The organism is Bradyrhizobium sp. 956_D2_N1_4, from assembly GCF_052076025.1.
Lineage (GTDB): Bacteria > Pseudomonadota > Alphaproteobacteria > Rhizobiales > Xanthobacteraceae > Bradyrhizobium > Bradyrhizobium barranii.
Genome location: NZ_CP197237.1, coordinates 2,598,158 through 2,619,152, shown reverse-complemented (window position 1 = coordinate 2,619,152; position 20,995 = coordinate 2,598,158). Strand labels below are relative to the sequence as shown.

Annotated in this window: 24 protein-coding genes; 16 read left to right on the top strand and 8 right to left on the bottom strand. The window is 61.9% G+C overall.

What is annotated here, in order from left to right:
* Positions 1 to 48 precede the first annotated feature (48 nt).
* On the bottom strand, positions 49 to 600 hold the full coding sequence (locus tag AB7535_RS11850) for a carboxymuconolactone decarboxylase family protein (RefSeq protein WP_439036324.1): 552 nt from the start codon (positions 598 to 600) through the stop codon (positions 49 to 51).
* A gap of 70 nt (positions 601 to 670) precedes the next feature.
* Between AB7535_RS11850 and AB7535_RS11845 the strand changes: the two genes are divergently transcribed.
* Both AB7535_RS11845 and AB7535_RS11840 read left to right on the top strand, forming a co-directional pair.
* Complete coding sequence (locus tag AB7535_RS11845) at positions 671 to 1,024, top strand: MmcQ/YjbR family DNA-binding protein (protein ID WP_071914769.1); 354 nt, start codon at positions 671 to 673, stop codon at positions 1,022 to 1,024.
* A 100-nt stretch (positions 1,025 to 1,124) separates the two neighbouring features.
* The gene (locus AB7535_RS11840; RefSeq protein ID WP_439036323.1) at positions 1,125 to 1,280 is read left to right on the top strand and encodes a hypothetical protein; all 156 of its coding nucleotides are present in this window, start codon (positions 1,125 to 1,127) and stop codon (positions 1,278 to 1,280) included.
* Between the two features lie 78 nt (positions 1,281 to 1,358).
* Here the strand turns inward: AB7535_RS11840 and AB7535_RS11835 are convergent, their stop codons facing one another.
* The gene (locus AB7535_RS11835; RefSeq protein WP_439036322.1) at positions 1,359 to 1,829 is read right to left on the bottom strand and encodes a MarR family winged helix-turn-helix transcriptional regulator; all 471 of its coding nucleotides are present in this window, start codon (positions 1,827 to 1,829) and stop codon (positions 1,359 to 1,361) included.
* A 147-nt stretch (positions 1,830 to 1,976) separates the two neighbouring features.
* On the opposite strand from AB7535_RS11835, the gene AB7535_RS11830 reads away from it, so the two are divergent.
* From AB7535_RS11830 to AB7535_RS11820, 3 genes are read left to right on the top strand one after another with little or no spacing between them, the layout of a single operon-like run.
* Positions 1,977 to 2,378 (top strand): Ohr family peroxiredoxin, encoded by a 402-nt coding sequence (locus AB7535_RS11830; RefSeq protein ID WP_439036321.1) that lies wholly within the window; start codon positions 1,977 to 1,979, stop codon positions 2,376 to 2,378.
* 31 nt (positions 2,379 to 2,409) lie between these two features.
* Positions 2,410 to 2,823 (top strand): cupin domain-containing protein, encoded by a 414-nt coding sequence (locus tag AB7535_RS11825; RefSeq protein WP_439036320.1) that lies wholly within the window; start codon positions 2,410 to 2,412, stop codon positions 2,821 to 2,823.
* 52 nt (positions 2,824 to 2,875) lie between these two features.
* Positions 2,876 to 3,754, top strand: coding sequence for a bifunctional helix-turn-helix transcriptional regulator/GNAT family N-acetyltransferase (locus AB7535_RS11820; protein WP_439036319.1), 879 nt, complete (start codon positions 2,876 to 2,878; stop codon positions 3,752 to 3,754).
* A 6-nt stretch (positions 3,755 to 3,760) separates the two neighbouring features.
* On the opposite strand, the gene AB7535_RS11815 is transcribed toward AB7535_RS11820, so the two are convergent.
* Positions 3,761 to 4,981: an MFS transporter gene (locus AB7535_RS11815; RefSeq protein ID WP_439036318.1), complete on the bottom strand. Its 1,221-nt coding sequence runs from the start codon at positions 4,979 to 4,981 to the stop codon at positions 3,761 to 3,763.
* A gap of 324 nt (positions 4,982 to 5,305) precedes the next feature.
* On the opposite strand from AB7535_RS11815, the gene AB7535_RS11810 reads away from it, so the two are divergent.
* Positions 5,306 to 5,767 carry a cupin domain-containing protein gene (locus AB7535_RS11810; RefSeq protein WP_439036317.1) on the top strand — a complete coding sequence of 154 codons (462 nt, stop codon included), beginning with the start codon at positions 5,306 to 5,308 and terminating at the stop codon, positions 5,765 to 5,767.
* A 16-nt stretch (positions 5,768 to 5,783) separates the two neighbouring features.
* On the opposite strand, the gene AB7535_RS11805 is transcribed toward AB7535_RS11810, so the two are convergent.
* Positions 5,784 to 6,362 carry a DUF308 domain-containing protein gene (locus AB7535_RS11805; protein ID WP_439036316.1) on the bottom strand — a complete coding sequence of 193 codons (579 nt, stop codon included), beginning with the start codon at positions 6,360 to 6,362 and terminating at the stop codon, positions 5,784 to 5,786.
* 103 nt (positions 6,363 to 6,465) lie between these two features.
* Entirely contained in the window at positions 6,466 to 7,050 is a 585-nt protein-coding gene (locus AB7535_RS11800) for a TetR/AcrR family transcriptional regulator (RefSeq protein ID WP_063983759.1), read from the bottom strand.
* A 78-nt stretch (positions 7,051 to 7,128) separates the two neighbouring features.
* Between AB7535_RS11800 and AB7535_RS11795 the strand changes: the two genes are divergently transcribed.
* From AB7535_RS11795 to AB7535_RS11760, 8 genes are all read left to right on the top strand, one after another.
* The gene (locus tag AB7535_RS11795; protein ID WP_231144870.1) at positions 7,129 to 7,626 is read left to right on the top strand and encodes a peptide deformylase; all 498 of its coding nucleotides are present in this window, start codon (positions 7,129 to 7,131) and stop codon (positions 7,624 to 7,626) included.
* Positions 7,627 to 8,076: 450 nt separating this feature from the next.
* Complete coding sequence (locus AB7535_RS11790; protein WP_439036315.1) at positions 8,077 to 9,819, top strand: adenylate/guanylate cyclase domain-containing protein; 1,743 nt, start codon at positions 8,077 to 8,079, stop codon at positions 9,817 to 9,819.
* Between the two features lie 640 nt (positions 9,820 to 10,459).
* Complete coding sequence (locus tag AB7535_RS11785; RefSeq protein WP_439036314.1) at positions 10,460 to 11,521, top strand: transglycosylase SLT domain-containing protein; 1,062 nt, start codon at positions 10,460 to 10,462, stop codon at positions 11,519 to 11,521.
* 397 nt (positions 11,522 to 11,918) lie between these two features.
* Positions 11,919 to 12,920, top strand: coding sequence for an ABC transporter substrate-binding protein (locus tag AB7535_RS11780; protein WP_135217354.1), 1,002 nt, complete (start codon positions 11,919 to 11,921; stop codon positions 12,918 to 12,920).
* Positions 12,921 to 13,216: 296 nt separating this feature from the next.
* A complete protein-coding gene (locus tag AB7535_RS11775) occupies positions 13,217 to 14,890 on the top strand; it encodes an arylsulfatase (RefSeq protein WP_063983765.1) in 1,674 nt (557 codons plus the stop codon).
* A gap of 359 nt (positions 14,891 to 15,249) precedes the next feature.
* Entirely contained in the window at positions 15,250 to 15,513 is a 264-nt protein-coding gene (locus AB7535_RS11770) for a hypothetical protein (protein ID WP_028157629.1), read from the top strand.
* A 302-nt stretch (positions 15,514 to 15,815) separates the two neighbouring features.
* A complete protein-coding gene (gene clcA / locus AB7535_RS11765; RefSeq protein ID WP_439036313.1) occupies positions 15,816 to 17,144 on the top strand; it encodes a H(+)/Cl(-) exchange transporter ClcA in 1,329 nt (442 codons plus the stop codon).
* 360 nt (positions 17,145 to 17,504) lie between these two features.
* Positions 17,505 to 17,891, top strand: coding sequence for a hypothetical protein (locus tag AB7535_RS11760; RefSeq protein ID WP_439036312.1), 387 nt, complete (start codon positions 17,505 to 17,507; stop codon positions 17,889 to 17,891).
* Between the two features lie 147 nt (positions 17,892 to 18,038).
* Here the strand turns inward: AB7535_RS11760 and AB7535_RS11755 are convergent, their stop codons facing one another.
* The 3 genes from AB7535_RS11755 to AB7535_RS11745 are packed head-to-tail and all read right to left on the bottom strand — an operon-like array spanning position 18,039 to position 19,145.
* Positions 18,039 to 18,557, bottom strand: coding sequence for a hypothetical protein (locus tag AB7535_RS11755; protein WP_439036311.1), 519 nt, complete (start codon positions 18,555 to 18,557; stop codon positions 18,039 to 18,041).
* Between the two features lie 12 nt (positions 18,558 to 18,569).
* Positions 18,570 to 18,692, bottom strand: a complete 123-nt coding sequence (locus AB7535_RS11750; protein ID WP_439036310.1) for a hypothetical protein — start codon at positions 18,690 to 18,692, stop codon at positions 18,570 to 18,572.
* 27 nt (positions 18,693 to 18,719) lie between these two features.
* On the bottom strand, positions 18,720 to 19,145 hold the full coding sequence (locus tag AB7535_RS11745) for a hypothetical protein (protein ID WP_187387727.1): 426 nt from the start codon (positions 19,143 to 19,145) through the stop codon (positions 18,720 to 18,722).
* A gap of 150 nt (positions 19,146 to 19,295) precedes the next feature.
* Between AB7535_RS11745 and AB7535_RS11740 the strand changes: the two genes are divergently transcribed.
* Together AB7535_RS11740 and AB7535_RS11735 are read left to right on the top strand one after the other, a co-directional pair.
* Positions 19,296 to 20,267, top strand: coding sequence for a LysR family transcriptional regulator (locus AB7535_RS11740; protein ID WP_439036309.1), 972 nt, complete (start codon positions 19,296 to 19,298; stop codon positions 20,265 to 20,267).
* 194 nt (positions 20,268 to 20,461) lie between these two features.
* The gene (locus AB7535_RS11735; RefSeq protein ID WP_439036308.1) at positions 20,462 to 20,971 is read left to right on the top strand and encodes a GFA family protein; all 510 of its coding nucleotides are present in this window, start codon (positions 20,462 to 20,464) and stop codon (positions 20,969 to 20,971) included.
* The last annotated feature ends 24 nt before the right edge of the window (positions 20,972 to 20,995 follow it).

Below are 20,995 nucleotides of genomic sequence, written 5' to 3'. Positions count from 1 at the left end.
GCCTTGGCGCTGGTCCCGGCTCGGGGGACCAGCACCGCCGGCGACCGATTACTCCGCGGCTTCGCTGTGAGGAACGCCCTGCTCGACCTCGAGCTGAAGGATGTCGTTGAAGCGGTTGAAGGCACCGCAGAGCGCGATGCGCCAGGTCAGCTCGACGATCTGGGCTTCCGAGAAATGCGCGCGCAGGCGGGCGAAGAGCTCGTCGCGGGTCTTGTTCCAATTGTTGGTGACGGCGATGGAATATTCGACGACGAGCTTGTCGAGCTCATCGAGCTCGGGGTGGTCCTTGTAATCGACGAGGCGCGCGGCGCCCTCCTCCGACACGCCCTGCACCGCCAACTTCGGCGCATGATGCGAGACGCAATAGTCGCATTTGTTGAGCAGCGAGACCGTGACCAGCGCGAGCTCCAGATGGCGCTTCGAGACATTGGCTTCTTCAGCAAGATCGACCAGCAGCGACCACATATGCTTGAAGATCGGCAGGCGGTGCGCCATGACACCGGCCTGGTTCTCGAACGCGCCGTAGGTCGTCATCTTGTCCCACAACGGCCTCAGCGCCTCCGGCAGATCGTCCCTGGTCTTGATCGAAACGCGCGACATCGCAAATTCATCCCTTGTTGGAAGATGCATGTTGCCATAACGGCAGGGCTTTCGTCTCAATTGCGAGCGCATGACACCCAAGACATTCGAAGCCCGCTGTTTGCGCCTGCCCGCAGCCACCAAGGTGGTGCAGTGGGAAGGCACCTCCGTGTTCAAGGTCGGCGGCAAGATGTTCGCGCTCGGCGGCGGCTTTGCCGCGGGCTCCGGCGGCTACATGTTCAAGGTCTCGGATATGGCCTATGCGATGCTGATCGAGCATGGCGTGGCACGACCGGCGCCTTATCTGGCGCGCGCCAAATGGGTGCAGCTCACCAGCAACAACGCACTTCCCGATGCGGAACTCACCGCCTATCTGGCGCAGGCCCATGCCCTGATCGTCGCAAAGCTCACGCGCAAATTGCGCAAGGCGCTCGGGCTGGACTGAGCACTCTCCACAACGTGATGAGCTGATCATCATACTCCCATTGGACTTTTGTTGCACCGCACCTAGCTCGAAGCAAAGCCCATTCGAGATGGAGTGCTCCATGAGCAAGCCCAACACCACTGCAGCCAACACTTATCGCTATGAACTCGTGCATGATGATGATGACGCCGACTTCGTCGCTTACCAGCGCCGTCGCGAAGACGGGTTCTGGCAGACTTTTGCGACTTGGATGATTCCGCGCACGATCTGCAACTAGAGCCGCGCGCTTTTCCTTCGTGCTTGTATCGGAGGCGGACGCCGCCTCCGACTTTCCCAGCGGGACGACGCTGCCCGCTCAGCGTTTCTTCTCTCCGTCCGCCTGGGTCGCGCGCAGCAGATTGTCGCGCAGCCGGCTCACCGTCTTCTGCACCACCGGGAATTCGTCGCCGAGGCCGGTCGCCTCGATCACGGACTCGCCGAGATCCTGTTCGATCAGTTTTCGGCCGCCCGGCGTCAGGCTTACCCGCACCTGCCGCTCGTCGGCGGGATCGCGGTGGCGCTTGATGTAACCGATCCGCTCGAGCTTCTTCAGGATCGGCGTCAGCGTGTTGGATTCCAGGAACAGCTTTTCGCCGAGCGCGCTGACGGTCTGCTCATCCTCGTCCAACAGCGCCACCATGGCGATGTACTGGGTGTAGGTCAGCCCGACCTTGTCCAGCAGGGGCTTGTAGGCGCGGCCGAAGGCCAGATTGGCCGAATAGACGGCAAAGCACAGGAAATTCGACAGTTTTCGGCCTTTGCCGGCGGCTTTGGCGGGACGGGACACGTGAACCTCCGCAATTCGTGATCTCCGCGTCAATATAAATCGCATCCGATTAAATCGGAAGAGCTTGACCGGACAGAGCGACGGGTTTATTTCAGAACGCATCCGATTAGATCGGATACGATCTAAGTCGAGCCAAAAGGATCTGCCATGACCACCGCTGCAAAGCTTCTCTTCACCGGCACGACCCACGTCACCTCCGGCCCCGACGGCGCCGCGCACGCGAAGGACGGCTCTCTCGATATCAAGCTGGCCCAGCCGCACCCGGCCGCCGAGAACCTGTTCGCCGCCGCCTGGTCGGCCTGCTACCTCGGCGCGATCGGCCTCGCCGCCGCCCAACGCAAGGTCAAGTTGCCGAGCGAACCGTCGGTCGACACCACGATCGACCTGAGCAACGCCAACGGCGCCTACTTCCTGCGCGCCCGTCTCGACGTCAGCGTTCCCGGCGTCGATCGCTCGGTCGCCCAGGAGTTGATCGAGGCGGCGCACGGCATCTGCCCCTACTCCAAGGCCGTCCACGGCAACATCGAGGTGACCACCACCCTCGTCTGACCCGCCATCAAGCGAACATCAGGAGCCGACCATGAGCGCCTATCCATTACGAACCCTGCGCGTGCTTGCGAGCGCTGCCGTGCTCGCCACCAACCTTCTCACCCTGCCGGCGGCAGCCCAACCGGCCGGCGTCGCGCGCACCGACCTCCAGCGCCATGATCTCAGCGCGCCCGGTCGCGAGGCGGTCCAGGTCCGCGTCGACCTCGCGCCCGGAGTTGCGTTCGGCCGGCACACGCATCCAGGCGAGGAGATTATCTATGTGCTGACAGGCGCCATCGAATACGACGTCGAAGGCAAGCCCCCGGTGACGCTTAGGGCAGGCGACGTGCTGTTCATTCCAGCGGGAGCGGTTCATGCGGCGAAGAACGTCGGCCCGGACACCGCAAGCGAGCTTGCAACCTATATCGTCGCCAAGGACAAGCCGCTGCTGACGCTGGTGAAGTGAGACCGGCCGTCTCGATTGACCCGCACACAATACCTGACTAAAGTCAGGTATCATGCTCGATCCCGTCTCCCGCGTCCGCCGCTTCAATCGCGCCGTGACTTCCGCCGTCGGCGCGCTCGACACTTCGTTCCTCGGGCGCGGCCGGCCGCTTGGGGCGGCGCGCGTGCTCAATGCGATCGGACATGGGCGCTCGGACGTGGCGGAGATTCGCGACTATCTCGGACTCGATTCCGGATTGATGAGCCGGCTGCTCCGCAGCCTCGAAGACGAAGGGCTGGTCGAGACCACGACGCATGAGGACGATGCGCGCCGCCGTGTCGCGACGTTGACGCGTGCGGGACGGCGCGAGTTCGCGGCCTACGAGGCGCTGTCCAATACGCAGGCCGAAGGCTTCCTGGTGCAGCATTCGCAGCGCGAGGCGCTGCTGGCGGCGATGGACCTGATCGCCTCCGCATTGACGCGCGAGCGCGTCGCGCTGGAGGAGATGGATCCGCGGAGCGAAGCAGCACGCTATTGCCTGCGCGAGTACTACTCCGAGCTCGGCCGCCGCTTCAAGCAGGGTTTTGACGTCTCGCTGTCGCGCGATCCTGACGCCAAGGACATGCGCCGGCCGCGCGGCACCTTCATCGTGGCGATGTCCGACACGCTGCCGATCGGCTGCGTCGGATTGAAGGGAACGGATCACGGCTATGCCGAGATCAAGCGTCTCTGGGTCGCCCCCGCAGCGCGCGGATTGCGGCTCGGCCGGCGCCTGATGGACGCGGCCGAGAATGCCGCACGCGACCTCGGCATCGCGCTGCTGCGGCTCGACACCAACAGCGCGCTCGCCGAAGCCGGCCAGCTCTACCGCACCACGGGCTGGCGCGAGATCCCCCGCTTCAACGATGATCCCTACCCGGATCTCTTTTTCGAAAAGCACATCCAGTCGTAGACCTCGTCACGCCGCCGCTGCCGCGGCCTCGCCTTGCGGCTTCGCGAATGGCCTGAAATTCATCGCCATCAGGAAGGCGCCGAGGCCCATCGCCCAGGAGGCGATATAGAGCCAGGCGTAGCTGGAGAACGCGTCGTAGATCAGGCCGCCGGCGAGCGGGCCGGTCGCCATGCCGAGGCTGCCGGCCATCGCCGTGCCGCCGATCACCGTGCCCATCATGCGCAGCGGAAAGTTTTCGCGCACCAGCACGGCGTAGAGCGGCATGGTGCCGGCATAGATGAAGCCGAAGACGGCGCCGACCGCGTAGAACGTCGCGAGCTGCTGCGCGAAGACATAGGCGAGCGCGCCGAACGCCTGCAACAGCAACCCCGTCACCAGCACCCTCTTGGCGCCGAAACGATCGCCGAGCAGCCCGAAGGCGATACGGCCGCCCATGCCGGCAAAACCCTCGATGCTGTAGATCGTCACCGCCGCGATCAGCGGGATGCCGCAGCTCACGGCATAGCTGACGGTGTGGATGATCGGGCCGGAATGGGTGGCGCAACAGAAGAAGTTGGTGGCGAGCAGGATCATGAATTGCGGCGAGCGCAGCGCCTCGCCCAGCGACATCTCCCCTTGCGGCGCGCTCTCGCCCGCAGGCGCGGCCACGGCATGCGCCAGCGCGGGCGGGCGTCGCACCAGGAACGAGACCGGGATCATGATGGCGCCGACCACGAGCGCCACGATCTGCATCGAGGTGCGCCAGTCGTGGCCGGAGACCAGCCAGGCCGCAAGCGGCGCCATCGTCATCGGCGCCATGCCCATGCCGGCCGACACCAGCGAGACCGCGAGGCTGCGATGGGTGTCGAACCAGCCAGTGACGGTCGCCATCATCGGCGCGAAGATCGCCGCGCAGGAGGCGCCGACCAGAAGGCCGAACATGACCTGGAACGCCAGCAGCGAAGTCGCATGACTTGCGGCGAACAGGCTGAGCGACAGCACTATCGATCCCGTCAGCACCACCGGCAGCGGCCCGAATCTGTCGGTGGCCGTGCCCCAGGCCATGCTGGTGAAGGCCATTGCCAGGAAGCCGATTGTCATCGCGCTGGAAATGCCGGTCACCGACCAGCCGGTGTCCTTGGCGATCGGCTGGAGGAACACCGGCAGCGAAAACATGCCGCCGATCGCGACGCAGCCGAGCAAGCCGCCGGCGGCAACGATCACCCAGCGATAGTTGGAAGAGTTCATTTTGGTCTCCCGTCAGGTCTGTCTGGGTGGAAGACGAATGGGAACTGCGCCTGCCGACAACGGCATCGAGGACACCAGATTTTTTTGGCGCCGCCAAACAAAAATCCCGAAAACAACCCCATGCACAGTAGCCGGCCGCTGCCGGATCAAGGACTTACCAACGACCCGCAACGCGAGGGGCGCGTTTGACACGTCGGGCAAAACACCGGCACAATGTCATCATCCCGCCAACGCGATCTGATCACGCTCCGGACGCCGCCGATCGGCGCGCACGCCACCGATCCGGTACGCTGTCAATGCTCCGATTTCGGAGGGAATGCTTGCATGCCGAAGATTGATATCGCCACCGTGCCGGGCCGGAAAGGCTCCGGTTATCCCGCGCCGCTCGGCGCGCCCTGCGCCGAGCGCATCCGGCAACGACTCGGCAACGCCGGAAAGCTGACGGATTTCGGCGTCAACCTGATGCGTCTGCCGCCAGGCAGCTGGTCGAGCCAGCGCCACTGGCATTCGCATGAGGACGAGTTCGTCTATGTGCTCGAAGGCGAGCTGACGCTTGTCGAGGACGAGGGCGAAACCGTGCTGAGCGCCGGCGACTGCGCCGCCTTCCCGAAGGGAAGCGGCAACGGCCATCACATGATCAACCGGTCTGATGCGACGGCCGTCTACCTCGAAGTCGGCTCGCGCTCGCCCGATGACCTCATCACCTGCTCCGACGTTGACATGATGAGCCCGGCTTCCAGCGGCCGGTTCCTGCACAAGGACGGCACGCCTTATCCGCACGAATGAACGGCCCGGCGACGCCTTACATGGCTGCGCCACGCCGCCACTCGGTCACGCTCAGCCATACCGCCGAGACCAGGAAGTAGATCGCGCCGACTGCAGCGTAGCCCGCGACATTCGCGATCGTTGGAGACATCGGCGTCGTGGCCTGAAAGATGAAGAAGCCGCCGGCCAGGGCTGACTGGCCACCGCTGAGCACCATGGCCCACTGCGCGCCAAAACTTCTCCAGCGGCGAATCGCGGTCCCCAGCTGGAGCAATCCGGACAGGATCGCCCAGGCCCCGAAGACGCCGAGCACCCCGTTCATGCTCATCTGCAAGGCGACGAGGACCGCGACAGTGGTCACCAGGCTGACCAGAACGTTCAGCGCCTGCGTGCGATTTTGAGCGAGCCCGCCACTGCGCAACGCGTCGACGAAGTTCGCTCCGGCGTCCCATGCCGGGTAGAGCACGAGCAAGGCTCCGGCGATCGCCGCGGATGACGGCCCGACGGCAAACGCAGCAACGACCCAGGCGACGGAGAACACCGCCCGGATGAAGTAGTAGAATTTCAGCCATTGCTCGCGGTCGGCCCGAACGAGATCCAATTGATGATGCGTCACTGCACTCTCTCCTTTACCTACTAGTTGGTAGTTTTCGCACAACAAGTCACCCTCGCCCGCAAGCTCACCTGCGGGCGTGTCGTTGTCGTCTCGTCGATATGTTTCAGTGCCTGGCGGACAACCGATCCAGCAGCGGCCCGGTGATCACACCGAACATCTTTGGATCGCCATAGGCTCGCGCCGACAGCATCGCGCCGTGAACGGTCGCCATGAAGCCTTCAGCCTCGATCTTCGCTGCGCTGGAGAGATGCAGCTGCCCCTTCCGCTTGCCGCGCTCCATCACCGAGGTCAGCCACGACGCCAGCGAACGGAAATGCGCGCGGACCTCAAGCGCCACCTGCTCCGGCAGGATCGGTAGCTCGCAGGCAAGCAGCGCACACACGCAGAAAGGCGCCGTCGCATCATTGATGCACGCCTCCCAATACCGGACATAGCTTTTGAGCTGGTCGCGGGGGTCCGCGACATTGCGTTCGAGCGCGGACAGTCCCGCCTCGGCTTCCGCGCGATAGCGCGACACGAGGGTTCGGACCAGATCGACCTTGCTGGCGAAATGGTGGTGGATGCTCGGCTTGCGGATACCGACGATTTCGGCCACGTCGGCATAGCTGAAGCCGTTATAGCCGCCCGCGATGATCAGGGTACGCGCGCAGGCCAGGATGTCGTCGGCCGTCGAGGAAACGTTGGTCATGGCGGATTAACTACCTTCCAGTTGGTAGGCAGTCAAGAACGGGATGCTTCAACCATCCGTGAGTGGTAGGGAGCCTGCATGACCATTCGTCCCCTCCTCCGCTATCCCGATCGCCGGCTCGCGACGCCGGCCCATCCCGTCACCGCATTCGACGGCGCGTTGCGCGAGCTTGCAGCCGACCTGCTCGACACCATGCGCGCCGCGCCCGGCATCGGCATCACGGCGCCGCATATCGGCGTGCCCTTGCGCGTCGTCGTGCTCGAGCTCGACGCCAAGGCGGGTCCGCAAACCTACGTCAATCCGGAGATCGAGTGGGCTTCGCCCGAGATGATCCTGCACAAGGAAGGCAGCGTCTCGATGCCCGGCGTCAACGACGAGGTCCAGCGCCACGCAAGGGTGCGGATCAGCTACTGGGATCTCGACGGCAACATGCACAGCGAGGAGTCGGATGGCTTACGCGCCGTTTGTCACCAGCACGAGATCGACCAGCTCGACGGCATGTTCTGGATCCAGCGGCTGTCGCGGCTGAAGCGGGAACGGCTGGTGAAGAAGTTCGAGAAGATGTCGCGGGATTGAGCGCGTCGCACAACCAATGCAGGCTCGCCGACAGGCCGGGTTGTGTAAATGCGCTTTGCAACTTTGCGATGTTCATGGATTTCGGTAGAGGTCGGCACTGGGTCTCGGCATACAGAGCGAGATTTCAGAGAGAACTCCCGCCACTGCAGCTCCAGGTTTGCACGAAATTCAAGCCGATTGGCGTTGTGCTTCCAGAGGGCGTGTACTCATTGAGGCGAGATGTCCGCTTTCGGATGCGAAGCAGAACTCACGTGCTCGATCCAAGCCTTACCGGTCGTGACCCAACTCGGACCATCCGAGTTGCCGCACGCTTACTGCCACCGTGCAACAGCAAATGCCGCCTCGGGGCAACAGGGCCCTCCCGCGATTACCGCTCACAGGTCCGCAACAAAGTGCTAGGCTCCTCCTGGCCCCAGCGACGAATTTTTGGCTGGCCGTTCGGAGAGCGCTGTGACGGAGCAGCGGGTTCAAAGGCGATTAGCGGCGATTTTGGCTGCCGACGTGGTCGGTTACTCTGCGTTGATGCAACGCGCTGAGGAAGCTACCTATGCCGAGTTCGAGCGGCTCAAGCGAGAACTGATCGAGCCGAGCCTCTCCCGCCACGATGGCCGTCTAATCAAGACAACGGGTGATGGCGCACTCGCCGAGTTCGCCAGTCCCCTGGCCGCCATGAGATGCGCGGTTGAGATACAGGATCATCTCGCCGAGGGTAGCGGTCCATTCAAGCTACGCATCGGGCTCAACCTTGGTGACGTGATCGTTGGACAGGACGACGACCTCTACGGCGACGGGATCAACATTGCTGTTCGGCTGGAGGGGATCGCCGATCCGGGCGGTATCCTGATTTCCGACAAGGTCTACAACGAAGTCGAGGGCAAGCTAGACGCTGGCTTCGAGGATCGTGGCGAGCAGCAGCTCAAGAACATCTCCAAGCCGGTCCGCGCCTACGCTGTCCGCGCCGGAGCGCCAGGGGCGCTGACAGAGGGGCTGAGTGCGGCCCCGCCACACCCGGACAAGCCTTCCATCGCCGTACTGCCGTTCGAGAACATGAGCGGCGATCCCGAACAGGAATACTTTGCGGACGGAATGGTCGAGGAGATCATCACCGCGCTGTCGCGCTTCAAGTCGCTGTTCGTGATCGCGCGCAATTCGAGCTTCACCTTCAAGGGGCGAGCGGTCGATATCAAGGAAGTCGGGCGAAGGCTCGGCGTGCGCTATGTCCTCGAGGGGTCTGTGCGGAAGGCGTCGGGGAAAGTTCGCATCACAGGGCAGTTGATCGATGCGGTTACAGGCGCGCACATCTGGGTGGACAGGTTTGAGCGTGACCTGACCGACGTTTTTGCTCTTCAGGACGAAGTAACGCTCGCCGTTGTGTCGGCCATTGAGCCAAAGATGCTTCAAACAGAAATTGAATTGGCGACGCGGCGGCGGCCAGAGAACCTCACCGCGTATGATTTTTATCTCCGTGCCATGCCGCAGTTCTACCTAAGGACCCGCGAAGGGTTGGCCGAGGCAATCCGACTGTTCCACCGCGCCTTGGAGCTCGACCCTCGGTTCGGCGCTGTCGCGGCTCTGGCAGGTGTCTGCCACATGCTCAACGTCCTTCTGGGCTATGCCAACGATCCTCAGTTCGACCGCAAGGAAGCGATTCGGCTTGCTCGTTTGGCATTGAGCATCGACGATGGCGATCCGGACACGTTAGCGAGGGCTGCCGTAATCTCGGCGTTCATGGTCGGCGATCGTGAAGCCGAGATCGAAATGGCTGACCGGGCGGTCGGGCTCAACCCAAATTCATGGCTCACATGGAGCTGCAGAGGCCATGTCTATAGAATTGCGGGGCTGCCGGAGGAAGCGATCTGGAGCTTTGAACGTGCCGTTCGCATGAGCCCAGTAGACCCGCTACTATACATGACGCTTACCGGCATTGGGCAGGCCCTTATCGAGCTTCGCCGCTTTGACGAAGCCATCGTCGTATTGAAGAAAGCCCTTCGTCAGAACCTTTATTTGGCAACTTACCAATGGCTCGCGTCCGCCTTCGCCCATCTCGGACGTGACGCTGAGGCGCACGACGCGGCGGCGCGTGTGCTTGAGATCGATCCCGCCTTTACAATATCGGCGCTTATCGCCCGGGCCGGACTATCAAACGCAAAGCTGTTTATTGAGGGTCTTCGGAAAGCGGGGTTGCCCGATTAGCTCTCCATCCCATGAGGCGATTGAATAGCGGCACTCTGCTGCGACGCATGAGTCCGGTTATGGCCCATCGCTTCAGTTTGCGACATGTCCGGAGCGGGGAGTAGACCGGAAGTCGTCGAGCTACGGGCCAAGCGACGCGATTGACCCAACTGAGACATTGGCGCACTAGTTTACTGTTGCGCAAGAATGCGGCAGGCGCTGTGGTGAGCTGCAACGCTCCGGCCCGAGCGGAGACAACGGTCACGGCAGACCTGAGCTTGGCTAGACCGGCTCCGCTGAGACCGACGCTAGCGGCCATAAAGCGGATCGCGATTGTCCATTCCCAGCGAACCGTCCTCGGGTCTTGCGACGTCGCGGCCTCGAGATGCTTGGGAGCGGCGTGCGCGCGGGCGCCGGTCTCGATGCGCTAACGCACGAAGATGCCTTGTTTAGCGATGGTTGCGCGATATGGCGCCCGTCCTGTTCCTCGGCGGGAGGCGCATCACGACCGCAACTTTCAATTTAGGCAATCTTGGCGACGCGACCGAGACCGGCCGCACCTGCGCCACAGGTGCGCCCCATTGTCATCCCCTCACCTCCTTAATCTGCGTGCCAAGTCGGGGACGTGAATGGGGGGACCGCGGCCGCGCGGCTGGCGACATTGAAGATTTGGCAAACAAGCTGTATTGCCGGCGCGCTGACAGCGACTTCGCTTGTCGCGATTGGTCAGATCGCGGTACCGCGCCCAAGCATCGCAACGCCGAATGCAAGAGTGGCTGATGCATTCAGCGGCATCCCGCTGAATGTGACGACGGTTCTGTCAAATGCTGGCGCCGCGTTTCCGGCCCCGGCGATCGAGACGAAATTCGATACAGGATTATCGGCTAATGCGATCGTTGCGGCGGGATTCAGCGCCGCGGCGCCGGACTCGGTGCCGCCGTCCGATGTAACCACTTCGCAAGAGCCAATGGTGCAGGTCGCCAGCCTTGAGGCAGCGTCGCCCGAGAACTCGGCAACGCTACAGCAGGACCGTCCGCCCGTTGCTTCGCCCAATCCGGGCGAAGGCAAACCGTCGTATCTCAAATACTACGTCTACTCGGAAATTCCGCCGCCGGAAAAACCCGCAAAGATCGCCTTGTCGGCGTTGAGCGACGTTCCGCTCGGAACGCCCGTCCAGGAGATCGAACGTGCAGCCGAAGCGTTCGGTGTCGATGTCAACTTCATGAAGGCGGTCGCCAAAATCGAATCCGATTTCAATCCCAAGCAACGCACCGGCTCCTATATCGGCCTGTTCCAGCTGAGCAAGTTTGAGTTCAGCAAATACGGATCGGGCGACATCCTCAATCCTCGCGACAACGCTGTAGGTGCCGCCTACAAGTTTCTCAGCGAGGCTGCGCTATTCGAAATATTGACGCAGGAAAAGCCGACCCTTTCCGACCTCTACCTGATCCACCAGCAGGGCTGGGAAGGAGCCGCCCAACACATCAGCCGTCCGCAGCGGATTGCCTGGAAGTCGATGTGCGCAACCCGGGAGGGCTCGGCAAAGGGCGAGCGATGGTGCAAGCGCGCTATCTGGGGCAATACGCTGCCTGCGGTCAAACGCGAATGGAAGTCGGTCGATGATCTCACCTCGGGTGCGTTCGTGGCGATGTGGCGGGACCGCGTCGACACGCTCTATGCCCGCTATCCTGTGCTAACGGCGGCGGCCGAACGCTCGAGATAGAACGGCTTGCGACTGCGCACACGCACACCTCTGGGTCGACATTCGTTTCGTCGAGAAGCTGTGTCGGCAATCTAGTTTCCGGCGCCAGGTAAGTTTGCGTTCCGCTTAGAGACTGGGTGGTTGTTCGGCTCCCGCGGCCGGATTGCCCCAATCCCTCGACCAGTGCCGCTCTGCGGCCCGGACTCCTGGATTATTCACAGGCAATCACGTCGGCTGATGACCCATCAGCGAAGTGACGACACTCCTCGTTGAGGTCCGCTTAGTGGGGTGAAGCGGACTGGATTTGCTCACTCTGAGTTCTTCGCATTTTGACCCAAAGCAGACTTTCACCGGCCTGATTACACTTCCAAGGCGCCACCTTTTGTCTGTACGATAGTTCGGCTTGGCTGAGGGCCGCATGAAACGGCGCAAGTTCATCACGGTTGTTGGGGGTATGGCTGCAACGTGGCCGTTCGCAGGTCATGCTCAGCAATCGACCAAGCTTCATCAGATCGGCGTGCTTTCACTCGGCCGCGGTGACAAGTCCGACGCAAGTCTAAAGACTCTCGATGCGTTTGTGCCGGCATTGCGTGTGCTCGGCTATACTGAAGGAAAGAATGTCGCGTTTTACCGTAAATTCGCAGACGGCGATGAGGACAAGCTCAACGAGTACGCGCAGGAATTCGTGACGCACCGCGTCGACGCAATTGTTGCTTTGGCTACCCCGGCCGTCCGCGCAGCCAAGAAAGCGACTTCCACCATTCCGATTGTCGGCATAGGCATGGCAGATCCCGTCGACGACGAACTCGCTTCCAGTCTGGCGCGGCCGGGCGGCAATGTCACCGGGACGGCATTTCTCGGCCCGGAGTTGGTGTCCAAACGGCTTCAACTGCTTAAGGAGATCGTTCCCGGTCTCTCTCACGTTGTCGTTTTGTGGCACCCTCGTGCATACGGTGAGCGCACAATGAAGGGGATGCTGAACGAGATTGAGAGCGCCGCCCGATCTCTCGGAGCAAGCCTTCAACTTGTGCCGGCGGATAGCCCCGCCGATCTCGAAAGCGCGTTTGCGGAGTTGGCCAAAGCGCGAGCGGATGGTCTCGTCGTGTTTCCTAGTCCGATGCTGTACAGCCAGTACTCTCGGATTGTACCCTTTGCCGAGAAGAACCGCCTCCCGACGATCTACGCCGCCAGAGAGGGCGTGGAGCTCGGTGGCCTTGTCTCTTACGGAGTCAACCTGCCTGACCTGTCACGCGCGACCGCTATCTATCTGGACAGAATACTCAAAGGCGCAACGCCAGCCGAGTTGCCGATACAGCAGCCAACCAAGTTCGAGCTGGTTGTAAACCTTAAGGCGGCCAAGGCGCTTGGTTTGGCGGCTGGTCGAGACTCTCTCCTGACCGCCGACGAAGTGATCGAATGAGCAGGCAGAATGTCTGCGATTGGCCCTTTTGAGACATGCCGCCCCTCACGATGAATGTCGGTTTTCGGGGGTAAAGCGGAAGTAGCGCGGACATCGCCAAACCGTCGCTTTTGACCCAAAGCTGACATCGTGGAGCGACGCCTAGCAAGCGGCATAGACCCGTCACAATCGGTGTCTTGATCTAAATCAAACAATCGCACATTGAACACGCTGTGGCGCAGAGCTAAAAAGCACGACTGCGACATATCCATTCGTTTGGCACAAGTGACCGACCTTTGAAATCGGAGGAAGCAGTCATGAGTATCCGAAAGAGTGTTGCGCACGGCATGTTCGCACTGTTCGGCGCGATGTTGGTTGCGGTACCTCAAGCGACCGCACAGCAGCAGAAGCGGCCAAATGTCGTCATGCTAATGACGGATGACACTGGATGGAACGATTTCGGCGCCTATAGCGGGGGTGGCGCCGCGCTCGGCCATCCAACACCAAACATCGACCGGATCGCTAAGGAAGGCGCGACGTTCACGAACTGGTACGGGCAAGCAAGCTGCACGGCAGGCCGCGCCTCGTTTATAACCGGACGTATTCCGATCCGTTCGGCGCTCTCCATCGTGGTCGCTCCGGGCGATGAGAATGCGCTCAAAAAGGAGACGCCGACCATAGCCGAATTTTTTCAAAAGAACGGCTACTCCACCTACTTTTCTGGCAAGTGGCATCTCGGTGATAAGCCGGAGTCCTATCCGATCGAGCACGGGTTCGACGAGATGAAGGCGTTCGCCGCATACTATCCGGGCGTCTACACCTATGCCGATACGTCCAAGTGGTTTCATCCATGGTTTCCCTCGTACAACCCAGAGATCGCGAAAGCCTATTTTGATGTCGTAAACATGTACGAGTGGGAGGGAGTTGCTGGACAACCGGCGAAGAGAGGCGAGTACATTACGTACGATTACCTCGCCAACTTTGACGTCCGGCAGGCTGATTACGCAATCGATTACATCAAGAAGCACGCCAAGGACGCCAAGCCATTCTTCATGGACGTCAATTTCATGAAGATGCACAACCCGACCAACGCATCATCAAAATTCGCCGGGAAGTCGCGGTTGGGCGATTACTCGGACTCGGTGATAGAACTCGATGACGACATCGGCCGGGTCATGGACGCGATCCGTGCCGAAGCGCCGAATACGATTGTGATCGTGACGGCAGACAACGGGGCGTGGCAGGATGCTTATCCTGATGCGGGCACCACGCCTTTCCGCGGCGAAAAGGGTTCAGCATTTGAAGGAGGCTGGCGCGTACCCGGGTTAATGTGGTGGCCCGAACATATTCCCGCCGGTGCAAATTACCATGAAATGATGTCCCATATCGACTGCTGGGCAACGCTCGCCAAGATGGTCGGCCTGAGCCCGCCGCCGCACGGCGCATGGACCGACGATAATGGCAGGCCAATCTACTTCGACAGCATCGACAACAGCGAGTACATCCTCGGCCGCGCGAAGCACTCGGCACGAAGGTCGTGGATTTACATCGACGGCGAAAGCTTCATGGGAGCGCGGGCGGATGTCGGCGGTGATCCAACCAACCCCGATCTCAGCATCGCGTGGAAGTATCTCTGGACGGCCAAGGACACTTGGCTCGGTCCGGAGCAAAATCTCGGCGCGATTGGCTCGGTCTACAATCTGACGATGGACCCATTCGAGAAATACGACATGGTGTTCAACGGCGCGATGTCGGCACGTATGCCATTGCAGTCGCCGGGCAAGTACACCGGACAGGACAACGGCTGGGTCTTGGCACTAATCTTCCCGGTCGTGATGGAATTCAACAAATCGATTGCCGACTATCCAAGCATCAAGCGTAAGCCGGGCGGAGCCTCGAACGATTGGAGACCGGATCTGCAGCGCCCGGAAAACCCGGTCCCGATGCTCGACATGAAAAACCTGCCGAATATCAAGGGGAGCGGTGGGTAATATCGCGACGTCCCGTGAAGCCATTGGCTGACGGGCTGCATCAAGCGCATACGGCGGGTCGGCTTTCACGAGCGGCTCGCCGTCGCGCATCGAGTGCTTGCCCGGCGGGAGCCAACGTCGCCTTTTGGCCCATCAGCGAAGTGACGACACCTTTCATTGAGGTCCGCTTGGTGGGGTAGAGCGGACTGACTTTGCTCACTCTGTGTTCTTCGCATTTTGACCCGAAGGCGACATCCGAGGAGGTCGCCAGACAATAGCCTTGCTGAGATCACTCTCCTTGACATTTCAGCTTGTCGACGCTGACGCTGCATTGCTCGGCGATCGTCTTGCAGCCTTCGCAGCGTTGGAAAGGTATCACCATGAGGAAGACGTTGTTGGCTCTCGCTGCCGTCGCGACTTTGGTCGTTTCAGCAGCCTCGCCCGCTTATGCTGGTCCGCGCTATGATTACGGCCCCGGCGGCAATCCGTATCCGCGCACTTATCCCGGACCCGGCGGCTATCCGTACTGGTCGGGCTATGTCGATGCCCCGGTTGGAGAGCCGATCCCGCCCTGCCACTGGATAACCCAGCGCTTCTGGGACGGGCATGGCTGGCGCGAGCGCCGCGTGCGCATCTGCGGCTGATCAGGTCGCGGCTGTTTCAGTTGTCTGTTTTTGGCCCGTGGCTGACCTCTGCTCAGAGGGCTGCAATGTCTGCTTTCAGGAGATAAGTGAACCAGGTCAAGCAGGTTGTCGAAGTCAGCCTGTGACCCAAAGCGGGGCCTTGGTTCGGCGCACCTTATCGTTGGGACGTGCGGTGAGGTCCCTAGCATATCGGTCGGAGAGGCAGTTGTTCGGTCAAGTTGGAAGCATTCTTTTCCGGGACATTCGCCAGCGATTTTGGCAAAGATTATCCCTTGCGAAGGCCTCGGGATCATCGACCAGCCGTGGACCATAACCCTGACGACGACCGGCAAGTCGCAGACGAACGTCGCAGCCTGTTGGGGCTCGCGGCGATGGCTCTCATCGTAGGAGCGGCGACTGGATGTGTTGGGGCGATCTTCCGGCTTTTGCTCGCGCATGCCGATCGTCTGCGCGATGCGATGATCGCCTGGGCCCATGGCCACGCAATCTGGGGGTTCTTGACTGTCGTCGGCGCGTGCGGTGTCGCGACCCTGGTTGCCGCGTGGATGGTGCGGCAATTCTCGCCACACGCTTCGGGCAGCGGCATTCCGCATGTCGAAGCTGTTCTGCGCGAAGAGATCCCGCCGGCTCCGTTTGGCCTGGTGCCAGTGAAATTCTTCGGCGGAATACTGGCGATCGGCTCCGGGCTGGCGCTGGGCCGTGAGGGGCCGACCGTCCAGATGGGCGCCGGTATCGCGGTTTTCGCTGCGCGCGTCTGCCGGTTGTGTTGGGCGGACTCGCGAGTGCTTCTGGCGGCCGGCGCCGGCGCCGGCCTTGCAACGGCCTTCAATGCGCCGATTGCCGGGCTCGTGTTCGTGCTGGAGGAACTGGTGCAGAGGTTCGAACACCGTGTTGCCATCGCCGCCCTTGCAGCACTGGCGACGGCGATCCCGGTCGCAAGGCTGCTTCTCGGTGACGCGCCCGACTTTCACATCGGGCCGCTGAGCTATCCCAGCGCTGAGTCCGCCCCGCTGTTCCTTACTCTGGGTGGCATCGCAGGCCTGCTGGCCGTCGCATACAATCGCACCCTGCTCGCGACCATCGCAGTTCGCGACCGATTTGGAGGGCTACCGATCGAGCTACGCGCCGGATTGATCGGCGCAAGCGCCGGTATGTTGGCCTGGTTCGCGCCCGAACTGGTCGGTGGCGGAGATCAGATCACGCAGCGGGCGCTGATCGGCCACGAGAGTGTGGGGATCCTGGGGGGCGCATTCCTGATCCGATTCGGACTCGGCGCTCTCTCATACGCTGCCGGCACGCCCGGCGGCCTGTTCGCCCCCTTGCTCGTGCTGGGAGCCCAGTCTGGGTTGCTGTTCGGGGCGGCTTGCCGTCTTGCATTCCCGGCGCTCTCTATCCAGCCGGAAGCATTTGCTTTGGTGGGCATGGCCGCTCTCTTCACCGGCGTTGTGCGCGCGCCGGTGACCGGCATCGTTCTCGTCGCTGAAATGACCGGTAACGTGACGATGCTGCTGCCGATGCTGGGAGCTTGCTTCATGGCGATGCTGCTGCCCATGCTGCTGGGCAATGCGCCGATTTACGATTCCCTGCGTGAGCATACGCTGCGCTTGGAGCGGCAAATCAGACAGAGATGAGATCGGTGTCACCCACCCCAACGACGCCGATGCGTTGCAACATTTTGGGCGTTCGACTTCCCCATCGCAAATTCTGTTCTTGAGCAGCGTTTCTTTCCGCTTGTGGGCCCCTGGCGGACGCTTTGTGGCCTTTGCTCAGATGTCGGCTTGTGACCTAGCGCGGACGTAACCGCTGTGCCCACGCGGGAACCAGGACCTCCCTCAATGCGACGAAACAAAATCTGCCGGGATGAAACCATTTTCCGGCGTTCACGAAGGAATGGTGAAACCGCCGGCCATTAGAAGGCGACCACAGGAAGCGATGGGCCGAGGGGGCGCTGCGTAAGGAACGACAATCGCCATCGGGCGAGGAGCGAAGCCATGTCACAGATTCGCAAAGCTCTTCTAGGCGCTGTCGCTACCGCGTTGACGCTCGGTGCAGTGCAGTACGCTTCAGGTCACGACCTCGTAAACCGCTGGCAGGCGGTCTCCGAACAGTCAAGCCACATCGTCAATCGCGCCGGCAAGGCAGATCATCTTGCCGACCGCAAGCCTTTCGCAGTTCCGACGAAAACGGTTTCGCTGCGCTTGAACGATCTCGCCGATACCTCGGTCTTGCTGCGTATTCCGGCTGCGCAGGCCCGCACCACCAAGCCGCCGACGCTGCTGCGGAATCAGAGCCGTAAGCCGACACTTGCCTGCGAGCCCGTGGTCAGCGCGCTCACGGAAGTCGCAAGGCTTCTGCAGCCCGGCCGTTGCGTGACCTGATCGGCTCAATCCTCACCGTTCATACGCGGACCGGAACGCAAACGGCCGCGCGTTGCCTTCATGCGCCAACGGCTGCTCGAGGCAGCCGCCGATTGGTAGGGAGGGCGAGGCCTCTGTCGGAGCGTCCTACTACTTGAGCGGTCCGTCTCAGCCCGCGCCGGCCAGTGCCGCGGCATCGGCGCCGAGCCGAGGGCGTGCCAGAAAATAGAATGCGGTGACGTGCGTGATCATCAGCAGCGGCACGTAGATGATCGGGATCGCGTAGGTTGAGCCAAGCCACTCCGCATGCGCGGGAAGGCCGACCTGGATGGCGTCATAGTAGTCGACGACGAGATCGACCGTGCCAGCGAGATTGAAGGCGACGACGAACAGCCAGAAGAGAGCGCGTATCCTCACCGTGAGAAGCGCCAGCATGGCCAGCACCCCGGTCGCGAAGTCGCCCCAGGCGGCGAACACCGCGAATCCAGCCGGCAAGTCCGGACTCACGACGCCAGGAAGGATGAAGACGAGCCCGAAGAAGCGGAAGCTGTGCAGCGTGGCGATGGCACGGTGCGCGTCGCGCCCGTCCATCGACCTGAGCCAGGGCCAGACATACGTGCCGAAGCAGAGCAGCCACGCGACATAACCGAGGACAAGATGTATCTGGAACAGCGTTTCTGTCGTCATTTTGGCCTCCGATCAGATCGCGACTAGCGCGTAGAGCAACCAGGTCCACAGTGCCGCGAATGGGAGGGTCCAAAGCAGGCCATGCCAGGCCCGAAGCGGCGCGACGATCGCAGCGGGAGCAGCATCAGTGGTCATCGGCCGCCCTCCATCCGAGTCTCGCCCTTATTGCCGACGCTCGGGATTGGCCATGAGCAAGCGGAGCGGCAAAAGCGGACCGATTGCGATATACTCGTGGTCCATCAGATCTTGCCTGGCCAATGGGAGATCCCCCATGATCGCCTGCGCCCCGGCGACATCCCCGGCATCGACGAGGAAGATCGCTCCGCGCCCATCGCCACGCGAATACCACTCGCGAATTTTCCCATTGAGATAGAGCTGCACCGTCTGCTGGATTTCAGCGGGCATGACGGCCATGACCTGCTCGCGCGTGACACCCGCCTTCACGGTCAGGATGACCATCACCCCGGTGGTTGTGGGCGACATGGCTTGTGAGATGGCTTGTGTTTGGGCAACGGATGGATCGGTCATGGAAGTCGCTCCCATCAGGGTTAGGGTGAGCATGACGACAAATTTACGGATGACTTTCATCGGTCTCGTTTCCCGGAGCACGGCGGTCTCCTTTGTTCTCTGAGATCACGCTGACGTCGCAGATGTCCGACATCAGCGATGCTTCCGATCTGCGAGCAAGACATACGATCGATTGGCGCGAGCGACTATTCGGGATAATGTTGATGGGCTATGAAGCAGAACTTCACAGTCAGACAAGGCGCGCTCGATGGCGTGGAAGCGTTCCTGCGCGTCGCCCAGTACCGCAGTTTCCGCCGCGCAGCCGCGGAGCTCGGGGTCACGCCATCGGCCATCAGCCAGGCGGTCCGTGCGCTCGAGGGGCGTGTCGGCGCAGCCTTGTTCATACGCACGACACGCAGTGTCGGCCTGACCGAGGCCGGCGCGCGGTTCCTCTCGCGCGCAAAGCCCGCTTTCGAGGAGCTCGTCGCCGCAAGCGAGGTTGCGCGCGATCTTGGGCAGCGGCCGACTGGACTGTTGCGCCTCACCGTGCCGCGCGCCGTGGTACCGATCCTGCTGGAGCCGCTGATCGCATCCTTCTGCCAGGCCTATCCCGAGGTCGAAGTGGAGATCGCCGCCGGCGAGGAATTGGTCGACCTCGCGGCCAAGGGGTTTGATGCCGGCGTCCGGATGGGCCAGTTCATCGCCACCGACATGGTCGCGGTCCGGCTGACGCCCCCCTTCCCGTTCGTGGTCGTCGGCAGCCCCGACTATCTAAGCCGGCACGGGCGACCCGAGCGTATCGACGACCTGCGTCGGCACGCATGCCTGCGCATTCGCCGCAGCAACGGATCGATCGCGCCATGGTCTCTCGTCGATGGCAACAAGACAGTCGAAGCGATCGTCTCGGGGCCGCTGATTGCCCACGACTTTCCCACCATGCTCGGCGCCGCCGTGGAAGGCATGGGACTTGCTCAAGTGCCCGCGCCGATCGCCACCAGCCTGGTGAAGACGGGAAAGCTCGTACAGGTCCTGAAGTCTTTCGCGCCAATGGCGCCGGGCGTGTTTCTCTACTATCCGAGCCGCCATCAAACGATGCCGAAACTGAGAGCCTTCATCGACCACGTGAAGGGTCGTCAGGTTGCTGCCGGCAAAACGCGCGTTCACGTTGATGACAAGCGAGCGCGCGGGACGAAAATGCGCTGATATCGAAAGCGCGGAACGGTTGATCGAGCAGTTCGAGAAGATGTCGCGGGGGTGAGGGAGACACCGCAGCAAAGCGAAGTCACCGCTTTCGCTTGCGTGCTTTGCCGTATGATGCGAGGAACCTGCGCGTACCGGCTTCCGCGTAACGCCAGAGTTCCGCAACGGCGAGAACAACCCATGGTGATTGCAGGCAGATGACCCACTCCCCCGTCATGATCGCGTCGTGCGCCTGCGGCAGCGTCGAAGTCAAAGCGCTCGGCAAGCCGATTGTCAGCGCCGCCTGCTATTGCGACGACTGCCAGAAGGGTGCGGCGCAGCTCGAGGCGCTGCCGAACGCGCCTGCCGTCCGCGATCCCGGCGGCGGCACGGCCTATGTGCTTTATCGCAAGGACCGCTTCGCATGCTCCAAGGGGGCCGAGCTCCTGAAGCCTCATAAGCTCAAGGACATTTCGCCGACCAACAGGGTTGTCGCGACCTGCTGCAATTCGGCGATGTTCGTCAGTTTCGATCGCGGTCCGCATTGGGTCTCGGCCTACCGAGCGCGATTTCACGGCGAGCTCCCTACCCTGCAGGCCCGGATCTGCACGAAGTTCAAACTGGAAGGCGTCGTGCTGTCGGACGATGTGCCGAGCTATCGAAGCTATCCGCCCGGTCTCATGGTCAAGCTTCTGGCCTCGCGCATCGCGATGGCGCTGGGAAGATGAGCGCGTGGAATGGGTAGAGCGCAG

Coding starts and splice junctions, on each gene's coding strand:
- AB7535_RS11760 (WP_439036312.1), top strand. CDS start 17,505: ATGTCACAGATTCGCAAAGCTCTTCTAGGCGCTGTCGCTACCGCGTTG.
- AB7535_RS11740 (WP_439036309.1), top strand. CDS start 19,296: ATGAAGCAGAACTTCACAGTCAGACAAGGCGCGCTCGATGGCGTGGAA.
- AB7535_RS11795 (WP_231144870.1), top strand. CDS start 7,129: ATGACCATTCGTCCCCTCCTCCGCTATCCCGATCGCCGGCTCGCGACG.
- AB7535_RS11850 (WP_439036324.1), bottom strand. CDS start 600: ATGTCGCGCGTTTCGATCAAGACCAGGGACGATCTGCCGGAGGCGCTG.
- AB7535_RS11800 (WP_063983759.1), bottom strand. CDS start 7,050: ATGACCAACGTTTCCTCGACGGCCGACGACATCCTGGCCTGCGCGCGT.
- AB7535_RS11780 (WP_135217354.1), top strand. CDS start 11,919: ATGAAACGGCGCAAGTTCATCACGGTTGTTGGGGGTATGGCTGCAACG.
- AB7535_RS11775 (WP_063983765.1), top strand. CDS start 13,217: ATGAGTATCCGAAAGAGTGTTGCGCACGGCATGTTCGCACTGTTCGGC.
- AB7535_RS11735 (WP_439036308.1), top strand. CDS start 20,462: ATGACCCACTCCCCCGTCATGATCGCGTCGTGCGCCTGCGGCAGCGTC.
- AB7535_RS11745 (WP_187387727.1), bottom strand. CDS start 19,145: ATGAAAGTCATCCGTAAATTTGTCGTCATGCTCACCCTAACCCTGATG.
- AB7535_RS11830 (WP_439036321.1), top strand. CDS start 1,977: ATGACCACCGCTGCAAAGCTTCTCTTCACCGGCACGACCCACGTCACC.
- AB7535_RS11845 (WP_071914769.1), top strand. CDS start 671: ATGACACCCAAGACATTCGAAGCCCGCTGTTTGCGCCTGCCCGCAGCC.
- AB7535_RS11840 (WP_439036323.1), top strand. CDS start 1,125: ATGAGCAAGCCCAACACCACTGCAGCCAACACTTATCGCTATGAACTC.
- AB7535_RS11825 (WP_439036320.1), top strand. CDS start 2,410: ATGAGCGCCTATCCATTACGAACCCTGCGCGTGCTTGCGAGCGCTGCC.
- AB7535_RS11750 (WP_439036310.1), bottom strand. CDS start 18,692: ATGACCACTGATGCTGCTCCCGCTGCGATCGTCGCGCCGCTTCGGGCC.
- AB7535_RS11770 (WP_028157629.1), top strand. CDS start 15,250: ATGAGGAAGACGTTGTTGGCTCTCGCTGCCGTCGCGACTTTGGTCGTT.
- AB7535_RS11815 (WP_439036318.1), bottom strand. CDS start 4,981: ATGAACTCTTCCAACTATCGCTGGGTGATCGTTGCCGCCGGCGGCTTG.
- AB7535_RS11755 (WP_439036311.1), bottom strand. CDS start 18,557: ATGACGACAGAAACGCTGTTCCAGATACATCTTGTCCTCGGTTATGTC.
- AB7535_RS11820 (WP_439036319.1), top strand. CDS start 2,876: ATGCTCGATCCCGTCTCCCGCGTCCGCCGCTTCAATCGCGCCGTGACT.
- AB7535_RS11810 (WP_439036317.1), top strand. CDS start 5,306: ATGCCGAAGATTGATATCGCCACCGTGCCGGGCCGGAAAGGCTCCGGT.